The organism is Ruegeria sp. CL6 (assembly GCF_056536465.1).
This window is the reverse complement of record NZ_JBQFPR010000002.1, coordinates 39228-58887: the sequence shown is the minus strand read 5'-3', so window position 1 is coordinate 58887 and position 19660 is coordinate 39228. Positions and strand designations below refer to the sequence as shown.

19 protein-coding genes are annotated in these 19660 nt (G+C 58.0%); 12 read left to right on the top strand and 7 right to left on the bottom strand.

Annotation, left to right across the window (positions count from 1 at the left end; translation table 11 throughout):
• Positions 1–92: 92 nt before the first annotated feature.
• The 6 genes from ACR0LH_RS05410 (at position 93) to ACR0LH_RS05385 (ending at position 5473) form a co-directional block, all read left to right on the top strand.
• Entirely contained in the window at positions 93–1052 is a 960-nt protein-coding gene (locus ACR0LH_RS05410) for a glycosyltransferase family 2 protein (protein ID WP_480719979.1), read from the top strand.
• A complete protein-coding gene (locus ACR0LH_RS05405; RefSeq protein WP_170696228.1) occupies positions 1049–1435 on the top strand; it encodes a GtrA family protein in 387 nt (128 codons plus the stop codon). The genes ACR0LH_RS05410 and ACR0LH_RS05405 overlap by 4 nt, the downstream gene beginning before the upstream one ends.
• A gap of 9 nt (positions 1436–1444) precedes the next feature.
• Entirely contained in the window at positions 1445–2191 is a 747-nt protein-coding gene (locus tag ACR0LH_RS05400; protein WP_480719977.1) for a methyltransferase domain-containing protein, read from the top strand.
• Entirely contained in the window at positions 2191–3600 is a 1410-nt protein-coding gene (locus tag ACR0LH_RS05395; protein WP_480719975.1) for a hypothetical protein, read from the top strand. Before ACR0LH_RS05400 ends, ACR0LH_RS05395 begins: the two co-directional genes overlap by 1 nt.
• A gap of 182 nt (positions 3601–3782) precedes the next feature.
• The gene (locus tag ACR0LH_RS05390; protein WP_480719973.1) at positions 3783–4385 is read left to right on the top strand and encodes a YrbL family protein; all 603 of its coding nucleotides are present in this window, start codon (positions 3783–3785) and stop codon (positions 4383–4385) included.
• An 83-nt stretch (positions 4386–4468) separates the two neighbouring features.
• Positions 4469–5473 (top strand): GlxA family transcriptional regulator, encoded by a 1005-nt coding sequence (locus ACR0LH_RS05385; protein WP_480719971.1) that lies wholly within the window; start codon positions 4469–4471, stop codon positions 5471–5473.
• A 5-nt stretch (positions 5474–5478) separates the two neighbouring features.
• On the opposite strand, the gene ACR0LH_RS05380 is transcribed toward ACR0LH_RS05385, so the two are convergent.
• From ACR0LH_RS05380 to ACR0LH_RS05360, 5 genes are all read right to left on the bottom strand, one after another.
• The gene (locus tag ACR0LH_RS05380) at positions 5479–6039 is read right to left on the bottom strand and encodes a sarcosine oxidase subunit gamma (protein ID WP_480719970.1); all 561 of its coding nucleotides are present in this window, start codon (positions 6037–6039) and stop codon (positions 5479–5481) included.
• Positions 6032–8974: a sarcosine oxidase subunit alpha family protein gene (locus ACR0LH_RS05375; protein WP_480719968.1), complete on the bottom strand. Its 2943-nt coding sequence runs from the start codon at positions 8972–8974 to the stop codon at positions 6032–6034. Before ACR0LH_RS05375 ends, ACR0LH_RS05380 begins: the two co-directional genes overlap by 8 nt.
• Positions 8971–9258 (bottom strand): sarcosine oxidase subunit delta, encoded by a 288-nt coding sequence (locus tag ACR0LH_RS05370; protein ID WP_480719967.1) that lies wholly within the window; start codon positions 9256–9258, stop codon positions 8971–8973. The genes ACR0LH_RS05375 and ACR0LH_RS05370 overlap by 4 nt, the downstream gene beginning before the upstream one ends.
• A gap of 14 nt (positions 9259–9272) precedes the next feature.
• On the bottom strand, positions 9273–10523 hold the full coding sequence (locus ACR0LH_RS05365) for a sarcosine oxidase subunit beta family protein (protein ID WP_170558162.1): 1251 nt from the start codon (positions 10521–10523) through the stop codon (positions 9273–9275).
• A 77-nt stretch (positions 10524–10600) separates the two neighbouring features.
• Positions 10601–11458, bottom strand: a complete 858-nt coding sequence (locus ACR0LH_RS05360) for a LysR family transcriptional regulator (RefSeq protein WP_480719965.1) — start codon at positions 11456–11458, stop codon at positions 10601–10603.
• A 108-nt stretch (positions 11459–11566) separates the two neighbouring features.
• Between ACR0LH_RS05360 and ACR0LH_RS05355 the strand changes: the two genes are divergently transcribed.
• From ACR0LH_RS05355 to ACR0LH_RS05330, 6 genes are read left to right on the top strand one after another with little or no spacing between them, the layout of a single operon-like run.
• Complete coding sequence (locus tag ACR0LH_RS05355) at positions 11567–12166, top strand: amino acid synthesis family protein (protein WP_480719963.1); 600 nt, start codon at positions 11567–11569, stop codon at positions 12164–12166.
• Positions 12138–12917, top strand: coding sequence for an alpha/beta fold hydrolase (locus tag ACR0LH_RS05350; RefSeq protein ID WP_480719962.1), 780 nt, complete (start codon positions 12138–12140; stop codon positions 12915–12917). The genes ACR0LH_RS05355 and ACR0LH_RS05350 overlap by 29 nt, the downstream gene beginning before the upstream one ends.
• Positions 12914–13834 carry a flavin reductase family protein gene (locus tag ACR0LH_RS05345; RefSeq protein WP_480719961.1) on the top strand — a complete coding sequence of 307 codons (921 nt, stop codon included), beginning with the start codon at positions 12914–12916 and terminating at the stop codon, positions 13832–13834. The genes ACR0LH_RS05350 and ACR0LH_RS05345 overlap by 4 nt, the downstream gene beginning before the upstream one ends.
• Entirely contained in the window at positions 13834–14868 is a 1035-nt protein-coding gene (locus ACR0LH_RS05340; RefSeq protein ID WP_480719959.1) for an LLM class flavin-dependent oxidoreductase, read from the top strand. Before ACR0LH_RS05345 ends, ACR0LH_RS05340 begins: the two co-directional genes overlap by 1 nt.
• Before the next feature lie 8 nt (positions 14869–14876).
• Positions 14877–16355 carry an aldehyde dehydrogenase gene (locus tag ACR0LH_RS05335; RefSeq protein ID WP_480719958.1) on the top strand — a complete coding sequence of 493 codons (1479 nt, stop codon included), beginning with the start codon at positions 14877–14879 and terminating at the stop codon, positions 16353–16355.
• Positions 16356–16387: 32 nt separating this feature from the next.
• Entirely contained in the window at positions 16388–17254 is an 867-nt protein-coding gene (locus tag ACR0LH_RS05330) for an urea carboxylase-associated family protein (protein WP_480719956.1), read from the top strand.
• Here the strand turns inward: ACR0LH_RS05330 and argE are convergent.
• Both argE and doeA read right to left on the bottom strand, forming a co-directional pair.
• Positions 17251–18408: an acetylornithine deacetylase gene (gene argE, locus ACR0LH_RS05325; RefSeq protein ID WP_480719955.1), complete on the bottom strand. Its 1158-nt coding sequence runs from the start codon at positions 18406–18408 to the stop codon at positions 17251–17253. The two genes, ACR0LH_RS05330 and argE, sit on opposite strands and share 4 nt — an antisense overlap.
• Positions 18405–19589: an ectoine hydrolase DoeA gene (gene doeA, locus ACR0LH_RS05320; protein WP_480719953.1), complete on the bottom strand. Its 1185-nt coding sequence runs from the start codon at positions 19587–19589 to the stop codon at positions 18405–18407. Before doeA ends, argE begins: the two co-directional genes overlap by 4 nt.
• Between the last annotated feature and the right edge of the window lie 71 nt (positions 19590–19660).

The following is a 19660-nucleotide window of genomic DNA, read 5'->3' as shown; positions in this document are numbered from 1 at the left end:
CGACCCAAAGAGAAAAAACCAAAGCGACGTGTTCTATAAAAAGCGATCCCATCGCAGAAAATCGAGCAGGACAGTTCGCGTTCGGAGGTTAAATGTTATTGTCTGTTGTCGTTCCTTGCATGAACGAAGAGGACTCTGTTCCGATGCTGGTCGAGCGTCTGGTCTCGGCAACTGATCCTTGGTCGGCCGACTGCGAGATAGTTCTGGTGGATGACGGCTCCTCGGATGCGACGTGGGGCGAAATCTGCAAACAGAACGAAAAGCACACATGCGTCAAAGGCATTAAACTGTCCACGAACCGAGGGCATCAGGTCGCTTTGACGGCGGGTCTGATGGCGGCTCAGGGTCAGCGGATTTTTATGCTGGATGCTGACTTGCAGGATCCGCCCGAACTGGTGTCGGATATGATGGCCATGATGGACCGCGGTTATGACGTAGTGTACGGCCGCAGAAGCGAGAGAAAGGGCGAGAGCTGGTTCAAGAAGATGACCGCTCATGGGTTCTACAGGGTGTTGAACCGTTTGTCCGACGTGCCGATTCCAAATGATACCGGCGATTTCCGCCTTGTCAGCCGCCGTGCCTTGGATGCAGTTCTGGACATGCCCGAGCGATCGCGTTTCATACGCGGCATGTTTGCTTGGGCGGGTTTCAAGCAGATCGGCATAGAATACGTAAGAGATCCGCGAGTTGCGGGTGAGACGAAGTACCCTTTGTCAAAGATGATCCGGCTGGCTTTCGACGCGTTGTCCAGTTTTTCGATCAAGCCGCTGCAGATGGCCACACGTTTGGCATTCCTGACGCTGCTTGTCGCTGCGCTGATGGCGGTCTACGTCTTTTGGTCCCTTATCCTTTATAGCACTGTGGCTGGTTGGGCTTCGACCGTTCTGGTCATCAGCTTCTTTTCTGGCATTCAGTTGCTGACGCTGGGCATTATCGGAGAATACCTTGGACGGCTTTACGTCGAGGCAAAGGGGCGGCCTCTTTTCTTTGTGGACGAACAAGTTGGCAATGGTGTCGAAACTCTTTCCGAAAAAGCTCAGAAGCCGTCATGAGTGAACGCAAACGCATATTTCGGTTTGCTGTGGTCGGAACCGGTGTCGCCGCATATTACTTTGTCGCGTATCTGGGGCTGCTCCAGGTATTCAGTTCCCCTTGGATCGCAAACCTGTTGGCATTCGGGTCCGCTATCCTCATTCAGTATGTTGGTCAAACCGCTTGGACGTTTGACAAACCCGTGGTGGCGCCCGGCCAGTTTGGGCGCTTTCTGTGCATGATCGCCATCGGCCTTGTCGTCTCATCAATGATAACAGGTGTCCTTGCCCCCAGACTGGCCCTTGCCGAACCGGTCGCCGCCGGTCTGGTTGTTGTCATTCTTCCCATCATAAACTTCGTGATCCTGCGGTTGTGGGTCTACCGCGAAGAAACCTCAATTTAGAGAGTGACCATGTCGCATATCTATTCAAACGAGTTCTTTGATTACATTGATCGCGGCGCAAGGCGGTCTGCCATTCAGTTAATCGACTGCCTGCAATCCTGGATCAAGCCAAGCAGTATTGTGGATTTTGGCTGCGGCCGAGGTGTGTGGCTGTCGGAATGGGCGGCAGCCGGGTGCCCTGACGTGGCAGGCGTGGACGGAGACTATGTCGATCGAGAAACTCTTGCTATTCCAAAGGATTGCTTTTTTGGCAGAGACCTAAGCCACCCGGTCGATCTTGGGCGGAAGTTCGGTTTGGCGCAATCCCTTGAGGTTGGAGAGCATCTTCCCAACGAAGCGTCCGCCAGCTTGGTGCAAAGCCTGACGGCCCACAGCGATCTGGTTCTGTTTTCAGCGGCGGTTCCGGGGCAGGGCGGCGAGTTTCACATTAACGAACAACCCCTGTCTTTCTGGCAGGGTCTTTTTGCGGAACAAGGTTTCACGGCATACGACTGTATTCGCCCCATTCTGTTCAGTGATGCATCAATCGAACCTTGGTACCGCTACAACAGCGTTCTCTACGCGAATGATGCAGGCGCCGCGACACTTCCCGCAGATGTTCTGGAAACCAAGGTGGAACCTGGCGGACTAAAGGAAGTGGGCACGCTCCGCTGGAATATACGCAAATTCATCGTCCGAAGACTGCCTCAGGCAACTGTCACGAAAATCGCCCAGGCGCGCGCATCCGTTATTGCGCGCTCACACCGGAGCCAATGATGAACGCAAAAACTTTGTGGCAGGATGTGTTCCGCCTGTGGGTGATTTGTTTCGCGGTCTCGCTGGTGATTTACGCCCCGTTGCTTTTCGATCCTTTGGTCCGGCATGATGATTTTCCGGCACTTTTGGGCCATAAGCGCATAGCTTATTTTAAAGCGTTGGACGAGGGGCGGTGGCTGAACTACTGGTGGCAGTTCCGACCGATTTTCTGGCCCTCTCAGGTCAATTTTGTGTTGTACATACTCGCGTGGTCGATTTTTTCCGCCTCGTCATCCGTTATTGTGCTGGGACGAGATGCGCCGGTTTGGTTCAAGGGCTTTTTTGCCTTGTTTGTCGTGTTGTCGATCCCTGCGTTCAAGATCATGTTGTGGTTCAATACGCTTTTGCTGGGTGTTTGGGTTATTACGATCTTCGCTCTGTTGGTCGTTTTCCTGCCGCACAGGGCTTCGCTTGAGCTGTTGTTCGTAGGGGTGCCGCTGTCCTTTATGGCGTACACCACATATCCGTTCCTTTTGATGACCTTGGTGGTGATGTCTCACAAGGCGCCGCAAACCTACAAGAGCCTCGCGACTACACTGGCTGTGTTCTTTGCAAGCCTCGCGGTCGCCTTATTGTCCGTCTATAGCCTGAATTATTTCTATCACGGGGTTTTTGGCATTCCGATTGCCGAATGGCGAACGCCTACTGAGGTCAAAACCATTGAGGATTTGATCGCTAATCTGGGCAAGCTGAAACTATACCTTCATGACACGGTCAAACAATTTGGCGCAGGTGTCGAGCGTAACGGCGGCATACTTCTTGTACTTGTCGCGATTGCGTGGGGAATCCTGTTTAGCCAGCAACCGTTTGTCGCTATTTCCATTCTGGCCGCTGTGCTGGCAGGGCTTGCGCCCTTGCTCGCCAAATCAGTGATGTCCGGCGTTCTCGTTCCGGTTCGAGCCTTTGGTTGGATCTGGCTTTTGTTCGGGCTTACGTTCACTCTCGCGACACTCAACTTGTCCAAGACGCCAGGCAGGATGGCAAGTATCGCGCGCATCGCCATTTTGTGTATTATGATGTTGAAGCTATCCCATTTCGTCAAATTGACATATATTGTGATACCGCCTTGGCAACAGACCACGCGCGCAATCGCGGCAGAGATACCCGAGGGCACCGAGACCATTCATATCTATGGTCACTACTCGGGATTGAATGGTGCTTACCGGGCCGGCATTCAACATTTCAGGGGATTGCGCCTGCGCTTGACTTACCTCACCGGCGCAGAGGTTTTTGCCTGCCAGGAAACGCCCGAGTCGTGTGAGGATGTAGATCCCCCGTTCCAGCCGCGCACGTGGACTCATGTTCCGATTGTCGAAACTATTGGTAAACAAGCCTTTATTCTGCTTCCGCCCGCGCCAATGGGACCCTAGTATCGCATTTTCACGTCGCTAGAGACCCCAGAGAAGGCCGTGGTGAAGTGTTCGTGATGGTCAAAGCTGGGTCGAGAAAAAGAAATTTGTAACAACTAAAAGATGGTTTTATGAACGAGGTTCAGTTGGGCATTAAAAGCACCTGCGGGACGTTCCGCAAATGACCAAAGGCAGCAGGCATCATGATTGATCTGAGTAAATTGGAACCTTTGCGTAAAAGCCGCAACTATCTCATATTTCAGCACCCCAAGCATCAAGACGCGTTACTGAAGGTCAGAGTTGACATACCAGTGCGCAACCACGTCATCCCCCGGTATGCCGAGAGACGTTATGGAAACCTGCGACAGTGGAACCGCGAAGCCAATGAATACCTTGCCGCGCTACATCGCGGCTGCCCAGAGATAGAGCGTCTTGCGCGGTTCATGGGCTATGCTTCGACCTCGCATGGGCCAGCGATTGTGGTTGAAAAACTAACAGGTCCGAACGGCGACCTCGCGCCGACCGTTCAATCCGAGAAGGTGGCGTTGAAGGGCAATCCCGAGGGTTTAAAACGTCTACACGTTGAACTTATGGAGCTGTTTGACGATCTTGAAAAAGGCCGGATCATCGTCGGCGACATGGGCCTTGAAAACGTCGTGCGTGCGCAGGAACGCGGCGGTAAGTTGGTCGTTATTGATGGGGTGGGTGAACGTGTGTTGTTCCCGCTGGCCTTGGTCAGTGACTGGGCCTTCCGCTTGTCAATTAAGCGTCGTCGCGACCGTTTGGGCCGGGGGTTTGGTGTTTGACCTCGCCCACACTGGTCTGATCCAAGACAGACTATAGGGGCGCGTTTTCGACTTTCTGATCGTTTTCCTGTTAAGTCAGCGGCATGCATACCAAAGATAAGACCCAGATCGGATTTCTTCTGTTTGACGGCTTCCCAATGGCGTGCCTCACCTCGGTGATTGAGCCGCTGCGTGCAGCCAATGAAATCGCCGGGCAAGAGGCTTTCTGTTGGATTTTGCTATCTGAGCGGGGCGAAAAGGTGCAGTCAAGCGCCGGGGTTGGCTTCGAGGCCGAACGCGCCCTGACGGATTGCAAGGATATCGACATCCTCTTTTTGCTCAGCAGCCCGACATCTCGTTTCGATGACATTCGCCTTGGAAACGGTGCGCTGCGCAATCTTGGGCGTCACGGAACTGTTTTGGGTGGGATCAGCGGCGGAGTTTTCCCTTTGGTCCGGTCAGGAGCTATGGCCGGGCAGCCTGTCTCGGTGCACTGGTGCTATGAAGCTGCGTTTGAAGCTGAGTTTCCAGAGGTTGACAGTCGTAGCGAAGTTATCGTCCGAACGCAGACACGCTGCACTGCGGCTGGTGCCGCTGCGGGCTTTGATTTGGCGCTTCACCTGATCCAGGATCGACTGGGTGCGGATACGGCGCATGAGGTGGCGTGCTGGTTCCAGCACCCGATGATGCGTGGGGCAGGGGTGCGCCAGCAAGTACCCTACGCCACAGCGCCGGAAACTGGCGATAGGTTTCCGGCGTTGGTTGCACGGTGTATTGAGTTGTTCGAGGGACACATGAGCCAGCCGATTTCGATCGCGAAAGTCGCTGAGCACATGGGTGTTACCCCTCGGCAGATCGAACGTGCATTCAAGCAGGCGACGGGCCAGAGCCCCAGCCACTACTACCGCTCTATGCGCATGAAGGCCGCGCGCCAGATGGTTGTCTACACCAAGGACCCGATCTCGGAAATTGCGGCCGCCATAGGCTATGGGTCCGTTGCACCCATGGTCACTCATTACCGATCAGCCTTCGGCCTCAGCCCCAGCGAGGATCGGCGCAGGATCAACCGATTCAGGGTCGAGGACAACGCGCCGCTGCCCTCGGTCTGATTGGCTTAGTGGGCTGATCTCATAGCCGCGATGATCGCATGATGCAGTGACCCGGCCGAGGATCTGGGACCATAAAGACTGACGTGGTCGGTGCTGCGGCACAGGATGAAACACCCGATATGGTGAATTAAACTGCGCGCAGCGTGGCCGGCCTGAAACTGGCGCAGGTCCAATTGGCACAGCAGTTCCAGAACCGCATTGATCCCATCGCCGCGCAAATCGAACCGCGCCCAAGCATCCGTTTGTTCCGTGACCGAGGCTGCAATGCCAAGGGTCGCCTTCACCTGATCCGCAAGGTCTTCGTGGCTGTCAAAAGGCGCTTCGACCATCCACTGATCTGGCCCCGCCCAAAACGCGATCACCTGATCTCCGGTAAATCGCTGAACCTCGGGCGCTGTTGCTCCGATCATCTTGGCCAAAGCCTTTTGCGCCGCTGTCTCCTTTCCCAGACGCGCAGCGACCGAGGCCAAGGCCACGCCGGGGGTTTCGGTGCAGGTGACCGGACCAACGGTATCCACACGCGGCTCAGTCCCCCCAAGGGCGGTTATCGCGACAAGATTATGCACGCAGACGTTCTCCTTCCGGGTCAATGAAATGGGCCGAGACGATCTCAACCTCGACCGTCAGATCGGTTAGCGGTGAAACAAGGCGCATCTTCTCGCCCAGCCTTTCATCGCCCCGTTTCAGCAGGCCCAGACCGATATTGCTGCTCAGACTGGGGGAATAGGCCACCGAGGTCACATACCCCTGATCATGCGCTGCATCGACGGGGCCATCGGCGTTCATCAGATGCCCTCCGGCGGTGACTTTGTCTTCGGGGGCAACTGGCTTTAACCCGACCAGTTTCAACACATCTGGCGCGGTCAACGCCTCGCGTTCTGACAGGACCGAGCCGATGCTGTCTTTCTTCTTCGACACCATCTTGCCCATGCCAAGGTTCAATGCTGTGGTGGTTCCGTTCAGCTCATTGCCGACCGGATGGCCCTTTTCGATCCGCATCACGCTCAGCGCTTCGGTGCCATAGGGTGTGACGTCGAACTCTTCGCCTTCAGTCATCAAACGCCGCATCAGCGCGTCGCCGTATCGCGAGGGGACGGCGATCTCGAACGCCAATTCGCCCGAGAAGGAAATGCGGAACAGCCGCGCCCGCAACCCGCCGCAGACGGTGATTTTGCCGCAGGCCATGAAGGGGAACGCTTCGTTCGAGATATCGAAGTCCGGGTCCACGATCTTTTGCAGCAGCTTGCGCGAATTCGGCCCTGCCACCGCGTATTGTGCCCAGCCATCGGTGGTCGAGATCAGTTGCACATCCATGTCCGGGAACAGGCATTGGCGCACGAATTCCATATGGCGATAGACACTTACGGCGTTTGCGGTTGTGGTGGTGACGACGAAATGATCCTCGGCCAGCCGCGCGGCGGTGCCGTCATCCATGACCATCCCATCCTCGCGCAGCATCAGCCCATAGCGGGTTTTGCCAACAGCCAGCTTTGCAAAGCCGTTGGCGTAGACGCGGTTGAGGAATTCGGCGGCATCCGTGCCTTGCACGTCGATCTTGCCCAGCGTTGTACAGTCGCACACCCCGACCGAGGCACGGGTCTGGCGCACCTCACGGTCGACGGATTCGCGCCAGTGCGTCTCACCCGGTCGGGGGAACCACTGCGCGCGCAGCCAGTTCCCGGCCTCGACAAACACTGCGCCGCGTTCCGTGGCCCAATGGTGGGACGGGGTCAGGCGGGTCGGGTGGAACTCTTTGCCGGTCATCCGGCCCGCGAACGCGCCGATGGGCACGGGCGTGTAGGGCGGGCGGAAGATAGTTGTGCCGGTCTCGGGGATCGTCTTGCCTGCGACTTCGGCCATGATTGCAAGGCCCGTGATGTTCGAGGTCTTTCCCTGATCGGTCGCCATGCCCAGCGTGGTATAGCGTTTCAGATGCTCGACCGAGCGGAAGCCCTCCTGATAGCTGAGCTTCACATCTTTGACGGTCACGTCGTTCTGCTGATCGACCCAAGCCCGTTTGCAGCCCTGTACATACCAGAACGGCTTTTGCGCGACGGGTGCATCCTCGGCTTCGGGCAGGTCAGGCAGGGTGGTCAGGTCCAAGGCAGTTGCGGCGGCCTCGGCCCCTGATTGCAATGCGCCATGGGTAGACATGACGCCGTTGGCCGCGCCTGCGACGGACATACCGGCGGGCAGGTCTTGACCCGAAACGAAGGCGGCCAGAGCGTCATCCCAAGTGGGCCGCCCGCGCTGGTGGCAGGTCAGGTGCACATTCGGGTTCCAGCCGCCGGACACGCCCAACGCGCCACAGTCCAGCGTCCGGGTCGAGCCGTCGGGCAAGGCAACTTCGACAAAGCTCAAGCCCAGACGGCCCTTAGTGTTCACAACCTGCGCGCCCTTGAGCACCTCATAGTCATAACTGAGCGGAGCATCTTCGCGCACATCCACCACGGCGGCGATCTTGACGCCCTTGGCGTGCAGATCAGCGGCGGTGCGGTGGCCGTCATCATTGTTGGTAAAGATCGCAACCCGAGGCGCGGCCGTCACCGCAAAACGATTGGCATAGGTCCGCAACGCGCTGGCGGTCATGATGCCGGGGCGGTCGTTGTTTTCAAACGCAATCGGCCGCTCGGTCGCCCCGGCGCACAGCAGCGCTTTTTGGCTGTAGATCCGCCAAAGGATCTGGCGCGGTTTGCCGGCGGGCAGCGAGGGCAGGTGATCTCCGGTTCGCTCGACGGCCCCATAGATGCCGTGGTCGAATGCGCCGATCACCGTAGTGCGCGGCATCAATCGGACGTTGGGCATTGCGCACAGCTCGGCCACGGCCTGCGCTGCCCAATCGGAGGCGCTTTGGTTGCCAACTGCGAATGTCTCACTGTTCAGACGTCCGCCGAGGGTGAAATCTTCATCCGCCAGAATGACATCAGCGCCCGCACGCCCGGCGGTCAGCGCCGCCATCAGACCCGCAGGCCCGGCACCGATGATCAGCAGATCGCAGTGACGGAAGCCTTTGTCGTACTCATCCGGGTCGGCCTGCATCGACAGCGACCCAAGGCCAGCGGCGCGGCGGATGATGGGTTCGTACAACTTCTCCCAAAACGCAGCGGGCCACATGAAGGTTTTGTAGTAGAACCCCGCCGACAGGAAGTTGGAAAATAGGTCATTTACCGCCAGCGCATCGAACCGCAGGCTGGGCCAACGGTTTTGCGAGTTTGCCAGCAGACCGTCGAACATCTCAATCGTCGTGGCGCGGGTATTGGGTTCCTTGTGGGCTCCGCTGCGCAGCTCCACCATGCCGTTGGGTTCCTCGGACCCTGCAGTCAGCAGCCCGCGCGGGCGATGGTATTTGAACGACCGCCCGATCAGTCGCACATTGTTGGCCAGCAGCGCCGAGGCCAGAGTATCACCGGGATGCGCAGTATAGCGGCGACCGTCAAAATAGAAGTTCAGGGTTGTGTTGCGGTCGATCAGCCCGCCGTTCAGTCGGTTTGCTTGCGTCATTTTGAACGTCCCCGCGCGCGGGCCACATCGCGGGCCAGTTCCACTTCGGAAATCTCATGGGTCAGTGTATCGCGGGTGACAACCAGCCACGAGCGATCCCCGGCCTCGTGATACCACAGCTCACGGTGCTCACCGGCGGGGTTGTCGCGCAGATAGGCGTAGTCATAGAACGCATCGGCGGCACTCTCGTCCATCCCGTCGGGCCGGTCGATCAGGGAAGCGTCGCCCAGATAGGTGAACTCTGAGGCATCGCGTGGCCCAAGAAGGGGGTGGTTTATGATCATGTCTGGTGTCCCCCTTAGTGCAGGTTTGGCTGGTTGCCCGCGCCTTTTTCGTCGATCATCCGGCCGGTGCGGAACCGGTCCAGACGATAGGCGGTGGCTACGGGGTGCGGTTCATCTTTTGCCAGCAGATGCGCAAAGCAATAGCCCGAGGCAGGCGTGGCCTTGAACCCGCCGTAACACCAGCCGCCGTTGAAATAGAGCCCTTGAACCGGGGTGTGGTCGATGATGGGAGAGCCATCCATCGACATATCCATCACACCGCCCCACATCCGCAGCAACCGCGCGCGGCCAATCATGGGCATCAGGGCCATTCCGCCTTCGCACACATCCTCGACCACGGGCAGGTTGCCGCGTTGGGCATAGGTGTTATAGCCGTCGATATCGCCGCCAAAGACCAGCCCGCCCTTGTCGGACTGGCTGACATAGAAATGTCCCGCGCCAAAGGTGATGACGCTGGGCAGGACCGGTTTCAGCCCCTCGGACACAAACGCCTGCAAGACGTGGCTTTCAATGGGCAGCCGCATCCCGGCCATGCCCATAACGCGGCTGGAATTGCCTGCGACCGCGCAGCCAACTTTGCTGGCCCCGATAAAACCTTTTGAGGTTTCGACGCCCAAGCAAGTGCCATTCTCGATCCGTAGGCCCGTGACCTCGCAATTCTGGATGATGTCGACGCCGTGTAAATCCGCAGACCGCGCATAACCCCAAGCCACCGCGTCATGGCGGGCTGTCCCTGCACGGCGCTGGACCAAGCCGCCCTTGATAGGAAAGCGGGCGTCGTCGAAATTCAGATAGGGATGCTCGGCCCGGACCTGATCGGCGTCCAGCAGTTCGGCATCCGCACCGTTCAGGATCATCGCATTGCCACGCCGTATATAGGCGTCGCGCTGACCGTCTGTATGGAACAGGTTGATGATCCCGCGCTGGCTCATCATGGCGTTGTAGTTGAGGTCTTGTTCTAGCCCCTCCCACAGTTTCAGCGAGAATTCGTAGAAGGGCTCATTCCCGTCCAGCAAATAGTTCGAGCGCACAATCGTCGTGTTCCGCCCCACATTGCCGCCCCCGATCCAGCCTTTCTCGACCACGGCCACGTTGCGTTGACCGTAAACCTTGGACAGGTAATGCGCCGTGGCCAGTCCATGACCACCGCCACCGATGATGATGACGTCATAATGCGGCTTGGGCTCAGGCTCACGCCAGACCGGTTTCCAGCCTTTATGGCCGGTAAGCGCCTCTTTGATGACTCGAAAGCCGGAATATCGCATGAATCGGACCTTTTTCGCCAGAATTCACTATTTTGGCGCGGTTGGATATCCTCAGATGCGACATCGACATGTCTGAATCAGACCCTCGTTTGAGAACGCACCAAGACTGAGAACCAGTCCGCAAATTCGGACACTTCCGCGGAGTCGCGTTGGACTGAAAGGTAATACCCCTCAGTAGCCGAAGCAAACTGATCAAAAGCAGGTTGAATTGCCCCGGTCTTTAGGGCGTGGGCCGCGACAATCGAATTCACCAAGGCCACGCCGTTTCCCGTAGCCGCGAGTTGCAGTGCCAGTCCGTAAGAATCCACGTAGTAGGTCGGGTGTCCGACCTGTTGGCCAGTTGCCTCGGACCACGAAGCCCAACTGTCGGAGGTCCCCACCGATTCAATTAGGGGCAAAGTTTGCAGATCACCATTCAAAGAAGGTGCCTTGACTGGAACAAGGCGGTTGGGCTGCAACGGAACCGCGTTCTTGCCGACCTGCTTTTCTGACCCGAACCTGATTTCGATATCCGCGCGAGAGGCTGCGTATTCGTCGGGCCAGATCGTGCTGACAAATCGCACTGATGTTTCGGGATGTTGCGATTGGAACTCGGGAAGGGCGGGCGCAATGACCCATTCAATGATACTGATCGAGGCCGCCACGGTAATATGCCGCGCTTTTTGCTCGGTCAGGTAGGGCGAGGCGGCGGCCTTTAGCATCTCAAGCGCGGCTTCGACCTGCGGCAACAGCTTGCGGCCTTCATCCGTCAGGGAAAGACCACGGGCGTGACGGTGAAACAGGACCACACCCAGCCGCGTTTCGAGTGCGCGGATTTGCTGGCTGACGGCGGATTGTGTCAAACCGATCTCGTCAGCGGCGGCGGTGGAACTCAGCCTGCGCGCGGCGGCTTCAAAGGATCTGAACCATGTAAGCGGGGGCAGTGTTTTTGCCATCGGTAATTTACCTATTAGTGACAGTAATACCTAAGGCCAAAGTTCTTTCGTTTGTCAAAAGATGATTCCGGCGGTGATATTTTCCCTGAATAAAACAAGGGGGCCATCGTGAAGCCAAACATCCGAAAAATCGTAACCTATGATGAGGAAGTTCTGGTCGAAGGGTTCCGCAAGGCCGACCGTCCCTGGCGTATGTTTGCTGTTGCTGCCGTTGTGTCGAATCCGTGGGCCGGGCGGTATGTCGACGATCTGCGCGCTGAAATTCTTGCCTTCGGTCCGATCTTAGGAGAGCTGCTGACCAGCCGAATGATAGCGCTGGCCGGAGGGGGTGACGCGATCGAAGCCTATGGAAAGGCGGCCGTCGTCGGGCTGGACGGAGAGGTCGAGCACGCCTCGGGCCTGATCCACACCCTGCATTTCGGGAACATTTTCCGGCAGGCGGTTGGTGCGAAATCCTATCTGTCCTTCACCAATACACGCGGCCCCGCAAACACGCCGATCATGGTGCCGATGATGGATAAGAACGACGCGGGTCGTCGGTCGCATTACCTGACGCTGCAATTTGCGATCCCCGACGCGCCGCGCGCCGATGAGGTCGTTGTGGTTCTGGGCGGTGCGACCTCGGGGCGGCCACATCATCGTATCGGAGACCGCTATCAGGATTTGAAGGATTTGGGCCATGACGTGGACAACCCGGCCTCGGTCTGAGTTTGGTAACCTCGCCGCTATAGACACAGGCGAGGGGCCGCTGGTCATCCTGCTGCACGGGGTGGGCCTGCGGGCTGAGGCTTGGAATGCGCAGATTGATGCGTTCGTCGCGGCAGGTTTTCGCGTGTTGTGCCCGGACATGTCTGGGCATGGCCGCTCGGCGTTCCATAGCCCTGATGGGTTGCTCAGCTACGTCAAACCTGTTGAGGCGCTGCTGTCCGAACCAGCCCTTCTGGTCGGACATTCGATGGGCGCGTTGGTGGCCCTATCACTGGCCGCGTCTGGTCATGAGCAAATCAGGGGTGTTGCCGCCCTGAACGCGGTCTATCGGCGCGACCCCAAGGCGCGTCAGGCGGTTGTGGCACGAGCCGCGTCCTTGCCTACCGATGGACCGAATGACCCGTCTGGCACGCTAACCCGTTGGTTCCGAGATCAAGAAACCAAAGAACGCGAAGCCTGTGCACGATGGCTGACTGAGGTAAATCCTGCGGCCTACAAAACCGCCTACAAGGTCTTTGCCGAAAGCGATGGGTTGTCGGATCAAGACCTCGCGAAAATCGCGTGTCCCGCGTTGTTTGTGACAGGCGCGGACGAGCCGAATTCGACTCCGTCAATGTCCCGCAAGATGGCAGGTCGGACTGCGCAGGGACGAGCCGAGATCGTATCCAGCGCGGCCCACATGATGCCAATGACACACCCGGTTGAGGTCAATTCTATTCTGTTGGGGTTCGTACAGGAGTGCCTGACATGACATCTATCGACCCAAGGGCGCTGCGCGACGCTTTCGGTAGTTTCATGACCGGTGTGACCGTTGTGACCACACTTGATCAAAACGGGGTCCCGGTTGGATTCACGGCAAACTCGTTTTCGTCCGTATCGCTGGAGCCGCCATTGTTGTTGGTCTGTCCGGGCAAGTTTCTGTCCAGCCATGATGTCTTTGCCAAATGCTCGCATTTTGCCGTCAACATCCTGTCTGAGGGACAGCGGGAGGTGTCCAACACCTTTGCCAGCTACAAAGGCGACCGCTTTGCCAAGGTCGACCACTCCAGAGGGTTGAGTGACCTGCCATTGATCCAAGGGGCTCTGGCCCAATTCTGTTGTGAAACACATACCGCTGTCCCTGCCGGGGATCATACGGTTCTGATTGGCCGGGTTGAGGAGTTTTCGCACGCCAGGGGCAATGGTCTGGGCTATGTCGGGGGCTCGTATTTCAGCCTGGGTCTGGAACGTGAGATCGACGCAACAGAGCCGACGATCTGCGGCGCTTTGGTGCGGTCAGAGGGCCATGTTTTGCTAGAGGTTCACAACGGTCGGTATCGGCCGCTACAGATCGCAGGCGTCGAACCCGGAGGTCAGCGCAACAGGCTGGCGCAAGGGCTGGCAGACCGAGGTGTGCCAGCGCGGGTCGATCAGGTGTATTCCTCTTTCAGCGACGCGGGAAGCGGTCTGCACTATACGTTTTTCCTGGCCTCCTGCCACGGAAACCCCACCGTAGAAAGCGCCAAATGGGTGCCCGTCGACGCATTGCCAAAGCTCACCTACACCACCCAAGCCATCCACGACATGATGACCCGCTTTGCGGTCGAGGCGCAGGAGGGGAACTTCTCTCTCTACCTTGGTGACGCGAAACAAGGTGACATCCACAGTTTGAATGAAGGAGCCCGTTGATGGAGTTTTCTCTGTTTGCCCATATGGAACGCCTGACGCCGGATCAGCCTCATGACGTTTTGTACGATGAATTCGTGGGGCTTGTGAAAATGGCGGATGAGGGCGGGATGCGTGCGGTCTGGACGGGGGAACATCACGGGATGGAATTCACCATCGCGCCGAACCCGTTCCTGTCTCTGGTCGATCTGGCGCATCACACCCGCAATGTGCGTTTGGGGACCGGGACGGTTGTCGCCCCATTCTGGCACCCGATCAAACTGGCGGGTGAGGCCGCGGCGGCGGATCAGATCACCAAAGGGCGAATAGAGCTGGGGATCGCGCGCGGCGCATATTCCTTTGAATACGAGCGCCTTATGCCGGGAATGGACGCATGGGAAGCGGGTCAAAGGATGCGTGAGTCGACCCCGTTGTTGAAAGAAATCTGGCGGGGCGATTGTGCGCATGACGGAGAGTTCTACTCCTTTCCCGCTACCACCTCCGCGCCGAAGCCAGTGCAGGAAGACGGTCCCCCGATTTGGATCGCGGCGCGCGATCCCAACAGCCACGAATTCGGCGTCCACAATGGGTTTAACATTCAGGTCACCCCCTTGTGGCAAGGCATGGAAGAGATCGAAACGTTGATGGGGCGGTTCAATGACGCCTGCAACAGCTATTCTGGGCCACGTCCTAAGATTATGCTGCTGCATCACACATATGTCGGCGCGGACGAAGATGATGTCGCCCGTGGCGTTCAGGATTTGCGTCGGTATTACAACTATTTCGGGGCTTGGTTCCTGAATAAGCGCCCGATCACTCAGGGTCTGATCAAACCGATCTCATCAGACGAAATGGACGCGAACCCGATGTACACGACCGAGAAGCTGGCGGCCGATCTGACTGTCGGCACCCCGCAACAGGTCATCGACCGGATCAAACGGTACGAGGATTTGGGCTATGATGAGTTTTCGTTCTGGATCGACAGTGGAATGACTAACGATCGCAAACGCGCGTCGTTGGCTCGGTTCATTGATGAAGTCATGCCTGTTTTTCAGTGAGGATCACGATGGGTAACTTGCCGCACTTTCAGCTTTTCATTGATGGCAGCCGGACCGAAGGCGCGTCATCACAGGTCATGACGTCTGAAAATCCCGCCACCGGTCAGGGTTGGGCGACCTTTGCCTGTGCCGCGCCCGAGGATGTTGATCGCGCTGTCGCGGCTGCTAAACGCGCCTTGGACGATCCGTTGTGGCGCGATCTGTCAGCTACCGCTCGGGGGAAGCTGCTGTATCGGCTGGCTGATCTGGTTGCAGAAAACGCCTCGCGTCTGGCCGAGCTTGAGACAACCGACAGCGGCAAATTGCTGGCAGAAACTGCGGCCCAAACAGGGTATGTCGCGGATTACTACCGGTATTTCGCTGGGTTGGCGGATAAGGTCGAAGGGACTGTTTTGCCAATCGACAAACCGGACATGCACGTGTTTACGACTCGTGAACCGATAGGTGTGGTTGCGGCGATCGTGCCGTGGAACGCGCAGATGTTCCTAACAGCGACAAAACTTGGCCCCGCTCTTGCGGCTGGGTGCGCCGTTGTTCTCAAAGCCTCGGAAATCGCGCCGGCCCCGATGTTGGAATTCGCTCGTCTGATCGACGAGGCCGGTTTCCCGCCGGGTGTTGTGTCGGTCATTACCGGGGATGCCGAGAATTGCGCAATTCCCCTGACGCGCCACCCCGATGTGGATCGCATCGCTTTCACAGGTGGGCCGGAAACCGCGCGCCATGTCGTGCGAAACTCGGCAGAGAATTTCGCGGTCACCTCTTTGGAACTGGGCGGTAAATCCCCGATTCTGGTGTTTGAGGATGCGGATTTGGATGGGGCGGCGAACGGCTTGATTGCCGGTAATTTCGGCGCGTCAGGTCAAAGCTGCGTTGCGGGAACGCGAGGGTTGGCGCATCGGCCCATACTGGAGTCGCTGATAGAGCGGATCGAGGAAAAATCCCACGCCATTCGGGTGGGTGATCCTTTGCATGGTGACACGCATGTTGGCCCGCTATGTACTAGGGCTCAGGTTCTCAAAATCCAAGAGACGCTGGCCACCGCACGCGGGCAGGGTGCGGTGATCCGGTTCGGTGGGGAAACCGCAGACAGGCCGGGGAACTACATGAATCCGACGCTGGTCCAGTGCAGCTCGCCCGAAACGGAAACCCTGAAGGTCGAGATGTTTGGCCCTGTGATGTCTCTGTTGCCGTTTGATACCGAGGATGAGGCGATTGCACTGGCCAATGCCACACCCTACGGGCTTGGGTCGGGTGTGTTCACCCAGAACCTTGCGCGGGCGCACAGGGTTTCCAAGCGGATCAGGGCTGGGATTTGCTGGGTCAATACGTATCGCGCAATCTCTCCCATCGCGCCATTTGGCGGGTTCAACCAATCCGGCTATGGGCGTGAGGCCGGGGTCGAGGCGGTTCTGGATTACACGCGGACCAAAACAACTTGGATCAGCACCGCGCAAGAGCCGATGGCGAACCCGTTTGTAATGCGCTAAATCTGGGCTGATACAGGGAAGGGAGTGTGCCCGTGAAGTTGAAGAACCCGCATTTCAGGGCGCCATCAGACGCGAACCAGCGCAAAACTATCCCTCCGGTCATCTGCTATTCGCCAGACACGTTGCCGCAACCCGATCTGGATGCGTTGAGTGTGCTCAGGCAACAGGCGTCCAAGACGGCTGAGGTGACCGCCGCCCCTCGGGATGCTGCCTGCATTGATGTGCCTGCTGGTGCGTTCGTTCGGGTTGTTTCGATCGACGGCCCACAGGTCGGCGACCTGAATATGTGGAACAAACACGACCTGTCCGAACGCTTCTATTCCGGCAAAACCCGCGCCCTGCACGGAACGCATTTGTCGACCGGTGATCGCATGTGGTCCAGCTTTCCCAACATGCGCCCGATGGCCACCATCGTAAGCGACACTTTGGACTGGTACGGGTTCGATGAATTCGGAGGGTCCGTTCATGACGTGATCGGAACGCGCTGTGACCCCTATACCGGCCGCCTTCTGTCTGGTGACGACTATCACTATTGCTGCCACTCGAACCTGACGCGGGCTCTGGCTGGCCATTGCGACCTGCCGCTTCATGAGGCGGAAATGTATGTGCACGACGTTCTGAATGTGTTCATGTGCACGGGTTTCACGCGGGACACCGGGCAGTATTTCATGAAGGCCAGCCCAGTGCGCCCCGGCGACTATCTGGAATTCTACGCCGAGATTGATCTGATCGTCGGGCTTTCGGCCTGTCCGGGAGGGGATTGTTCGTCCGAACATTCCTCGGACGCTGCGGCCTGCTATCCGTTGCTGATCGAGGTGTTCGATCCGGGGCAAGACGCGCGCGAAGCGCATGTCCAACCTGCGCGATCAGCGTATGATCGTTCTCATGGCGAAGGCTAGGCGGTCATTCGACGCCCCAAGCGGTCGAGCATCCGGCAGCAAAGCTCAAGCTGTTCAATCTCGACATATTCGTCTGCTTTATGGGCCTGAGTGATTGATCCCGGCCCGCAGACAATCGCCTGAACCCCAAGCTGTTGAAACAGCCCCGCTTCGGTCGCGAATGAGACGACGCCCGTGCCGTTCGCTCCGGTCAGTTCGGCCACAAGGTCTCGGGCTGCGTTTTTGTCCATCGGCTCAAGGCCGGCAACTTCGGCGACGGCCTGTTGGGTAATAGTGGCGGCGCTGTGCACGGCCTGCATTTCGGGCAATAACGTGTGTTCCACGTAGTCGGACAGAGCGCGCTTGACCAGATCCGCATCGCTGGATTGAACGGGCCGCATTTCCCAGGCAACCTCGGCTTTGCTGGCGATCACATTGTGCGCGACCCCACCGGAAATCCGCCCGATATTCACTGTTGTCCAAGGTGGTTCAAACGGGCTGCCGGATGGCGCGCGGGATTTCAGGATTTGGCGTAATTCCAGCAGTTTCCCGATGTAGCGGGCCGCATACTCAGCCGCGTTCACCCCATCGTCCGGTGCCGAACTGTGCCCTTCCAACCCGACAAAGGACGTGGTGTATTCATAGCACCCTTTGTGTCCCTCGATCACGCGCATCTCTGTTGGTTCACCAATGATGGCGATGTCCGGGACGATGCCGCGTTCAGACAGGTCATCCACCAGATTGCGCGCGCCAAGACACCCGGTTTCCTCGTCATAAGTGAATGAGAAATGCAGCGGTTGGGTCAACTGTTTCGCGTCAATAGTTTCCGCAAAAGCCAAGGCTGCCGCGATGAACCCTTTCATGTCGCAGGTGCCGCGCCCAAACAGTTTGCCGTCACGCTCGACCATCTGGAACGGATCGCTGGTCCAGTCCTGATCGGCCACCGGAACAACATCCGTATGACCGGACAAGACAATGCCGCCATCCATCTCTGGCCCAAGCGTGGCAAAGATATTGGCCTTTGCGCCGGTCGCGTCCTGTGTCTGAATACACCGCGCGCCCAGTGCCTCAAGAAAGTCGGTCAAATAGTGGATGATCTCAAGATTGCTGTCCGCTGAAACCGTTTCAAACGCGATCAGGTTGGACAGGATTTCTTTGGTTCTTTGCAATGTCATGGTTTTACGAACAGTTTGCGGGGGCGGTCGCAGAAGCACTCTGCTGGCCCGGAATCGGTGATCAGGATGGACTCGGTGATCTCAAGCCCCCAGTCGTCCATCCAAAGGCCGGGCATGAAATGGAAGGTCATGCCGGGTTCAAGAACGGTTTCATCTTCGGGTCGCAGGGAAATGGTGCGCTCGCCCCAATCTGGCGGATAGCTGAGACCGACAGGATAACCGCACCGTGCGCCGCGCTTGATCCCGGCGCGTTCCAGCGGCGCGGCCAACGCAAGGGCGATATCGCGGGCCTGATTACCTGCGCGGGCCGCATCCAATCCTGCTTCTAGCCCCTCAACCAGCGCAGCTTCGGCCCGCAAAAGGTGATCGGGTGGCTGACCAAGGAACACCGACCGGCAGAAAGGCGTGTGATACCGGCGGTAGCAGCCGGAGAGCTCAAAGAACGTGCACTCTCCTGACTTGAACGGAGCGCCATCCCACGTGAGATGGGGGGCAGCCGCGTCTGGCCCCGAGGGAAGCAAGGGCACGATGGCCGCATAGTCACCCCAATTCCCGTCGGTACCATGAATTGCGTCGCTGTAGATCTGGGCCACCAATTCGTTTTTCCTAAGCCCCGGTTCCACACGCTCCAGAACGCCGTCGATGATATGCTCTGAGATGCGTGCGGCCTTGCGCATCAATATAATCTCTTCGTCGGATTTAACCGCGCGCTGCCAGTTGACCAGCGCGTTTGCATCAATCAGTTCTGCGTTGGGAAGCTCTGCCTGAAGGGTCAGGTGGGCCTTGGCCGAATAATAGTAGTTGTCCAGTTCGACTCCGATACGCCCGCTTACAAGACCGCAATCCGCCATCAGCGCGGCAAGGTCCTGCATCGGGTGACGAATGGTCGACTGAACGTATTCGTCCGCATAACCATGAATGCGGTCGTTCGTCATCCAGACCGTGCGGCGTGCGCCGTTCGCGTCCTGACTGCGACCCCACCAGATCGGATCAGCGTCGTGAAAAACCACGACACCTTGATGCACATAGAACGACCAACCCTCATACCCTGTCAGCCACGCCATGTTCGAGGGGTCTTCGACAAACAAAGCGTCCAGGCCAGCCTTTGCCATCGCCTTGCGCGTCTTAGTCAGGCGGCGATCATACTCTGCCCGAGTAAATGCCGGATCAGCGTGGGCCATGGGCTGCTCCTGTCTTGTGTGAAGTCTTGTTGACAGAACTTGACGAATTCGGTCACGTCAATGGGCAACAC

Excerpts from the sequence above, each read along its gene's own strand:
- ACR0LH_RS05360 (WP_480719965.1), bottom strand. The coding sequence starts at position 11,458 with ATGGCAAAAACACTGCCCCCGCTTACATGGTTCAGATCCTTTGAAGCC.
- ACR0LH_RS05335 (WP_480719958.1), top strand. The coding sequence starts at position 14,877 with ATGGGTAACTTGCCGCACTTTCAGCTTTTCATTGATGGCAGCCGGACC.
- ACR0LH_RS05405 (WP_170696228.1), top strand. The coding sequence starts at position 1,049 with ATGAGTGAACGCAAACGCATATTTCGGTTTGCTGTGGTCGGAACCGGT.
- ACR0LH_RS05410 (WP_480719979.1), top strand. The coding sequence starts at position 93 with ATGTTATTGTCTGTTGTCGTTCCTTGCATGAACGAAGAGGACTCTGTT.
- ACR0LH_RS05345 (WP_480719961.1), top strand. The coding sequence starts at position 12,914 with ATGACATCTATCGACCCAAGGGCGCTGCGCGACGCTTTCGGTAGTTTC.
- doeA (WP_480719953.1), bottom strand. The coding sequence starts at position 19,589 with ATGGCCCACGCTGATCCGGCATTTACTCGGGCAGAGTATGATCGCCGC.
- ACR0LH_RS05350 (WP_480719962.1), top strand. The coding sequence starts at position 12,138 with ATGACGTGGACAACCCGGCCTCGGTCTGAGTTTGGTAACCTCGCCGCT.
- ACR0LH_RS05370 (WP_480719967.1), bottom strand. The coding sequence starts at position 9,258 with ATGATCATAAACCACCCCCTTCTTGGGCCACGCGATGCCTCAGAGTTC.
- ACR0LH_RS05390 (WP_480719973.1), top strand. The coding sequence starts at position 3,783 with ATGATTGATCTGAGTAAATTGGAACCTTTGCGTAAAAGCCGCAACTAT.
- argE (WP_480719955.1), bottom strand. The coding sequence starts at position 18,408 with ATGACATTGCAAAGAACCAAAGAAATCCTGTCCAACCTGATCGCGTTT.
- ACR0LH_RS05395 (WP_480719975.1), top strand. The coding sequence starts at position 2,191 with ATGAACGCAAAAACTTTGTGGCAGGATGTGTTCCGCCTGTGGGTGATT.
- ACR0LH_RS05365 (WP_170558162.1), bottom strand. The coding sequence starts at position 10,523 with ATGCGATATTCCGGCTTTCGAGTCATCAAAGAGGCGCTTACCGGCCAT.
- ACR0LH_RS05340 (WP_480719959.1), top strand. The coding sequence starts at position 13,834 with ATGGAGTTTTCTCTGTTTGCCCATATGGAACGCCTGACGCCGGATCAG.
- ACR0LH_RS05375 (WP_480719968.1), bottom strand. The coding sequence starts at position 8,974 with ATGACGCAAGCAAACCGACTGAACGGCGGGCTGATCGACCGCAACACA.
- ACR0LH_RS05385 (WP_480719971.1), top strand. The coding sequence starts at position 4,469 with ATGCATACCAAAGATAAGACCCAGATCGGATTTCTTCTGTTTGACGGC.
- ACR0LH_RS05400 (WP_480719977.1), top strand. The coding sequence starts at position 1,445 with ATGTCGCATATCTATTCAAACGAGTTCTTTGATTACATTGATCGCGGC.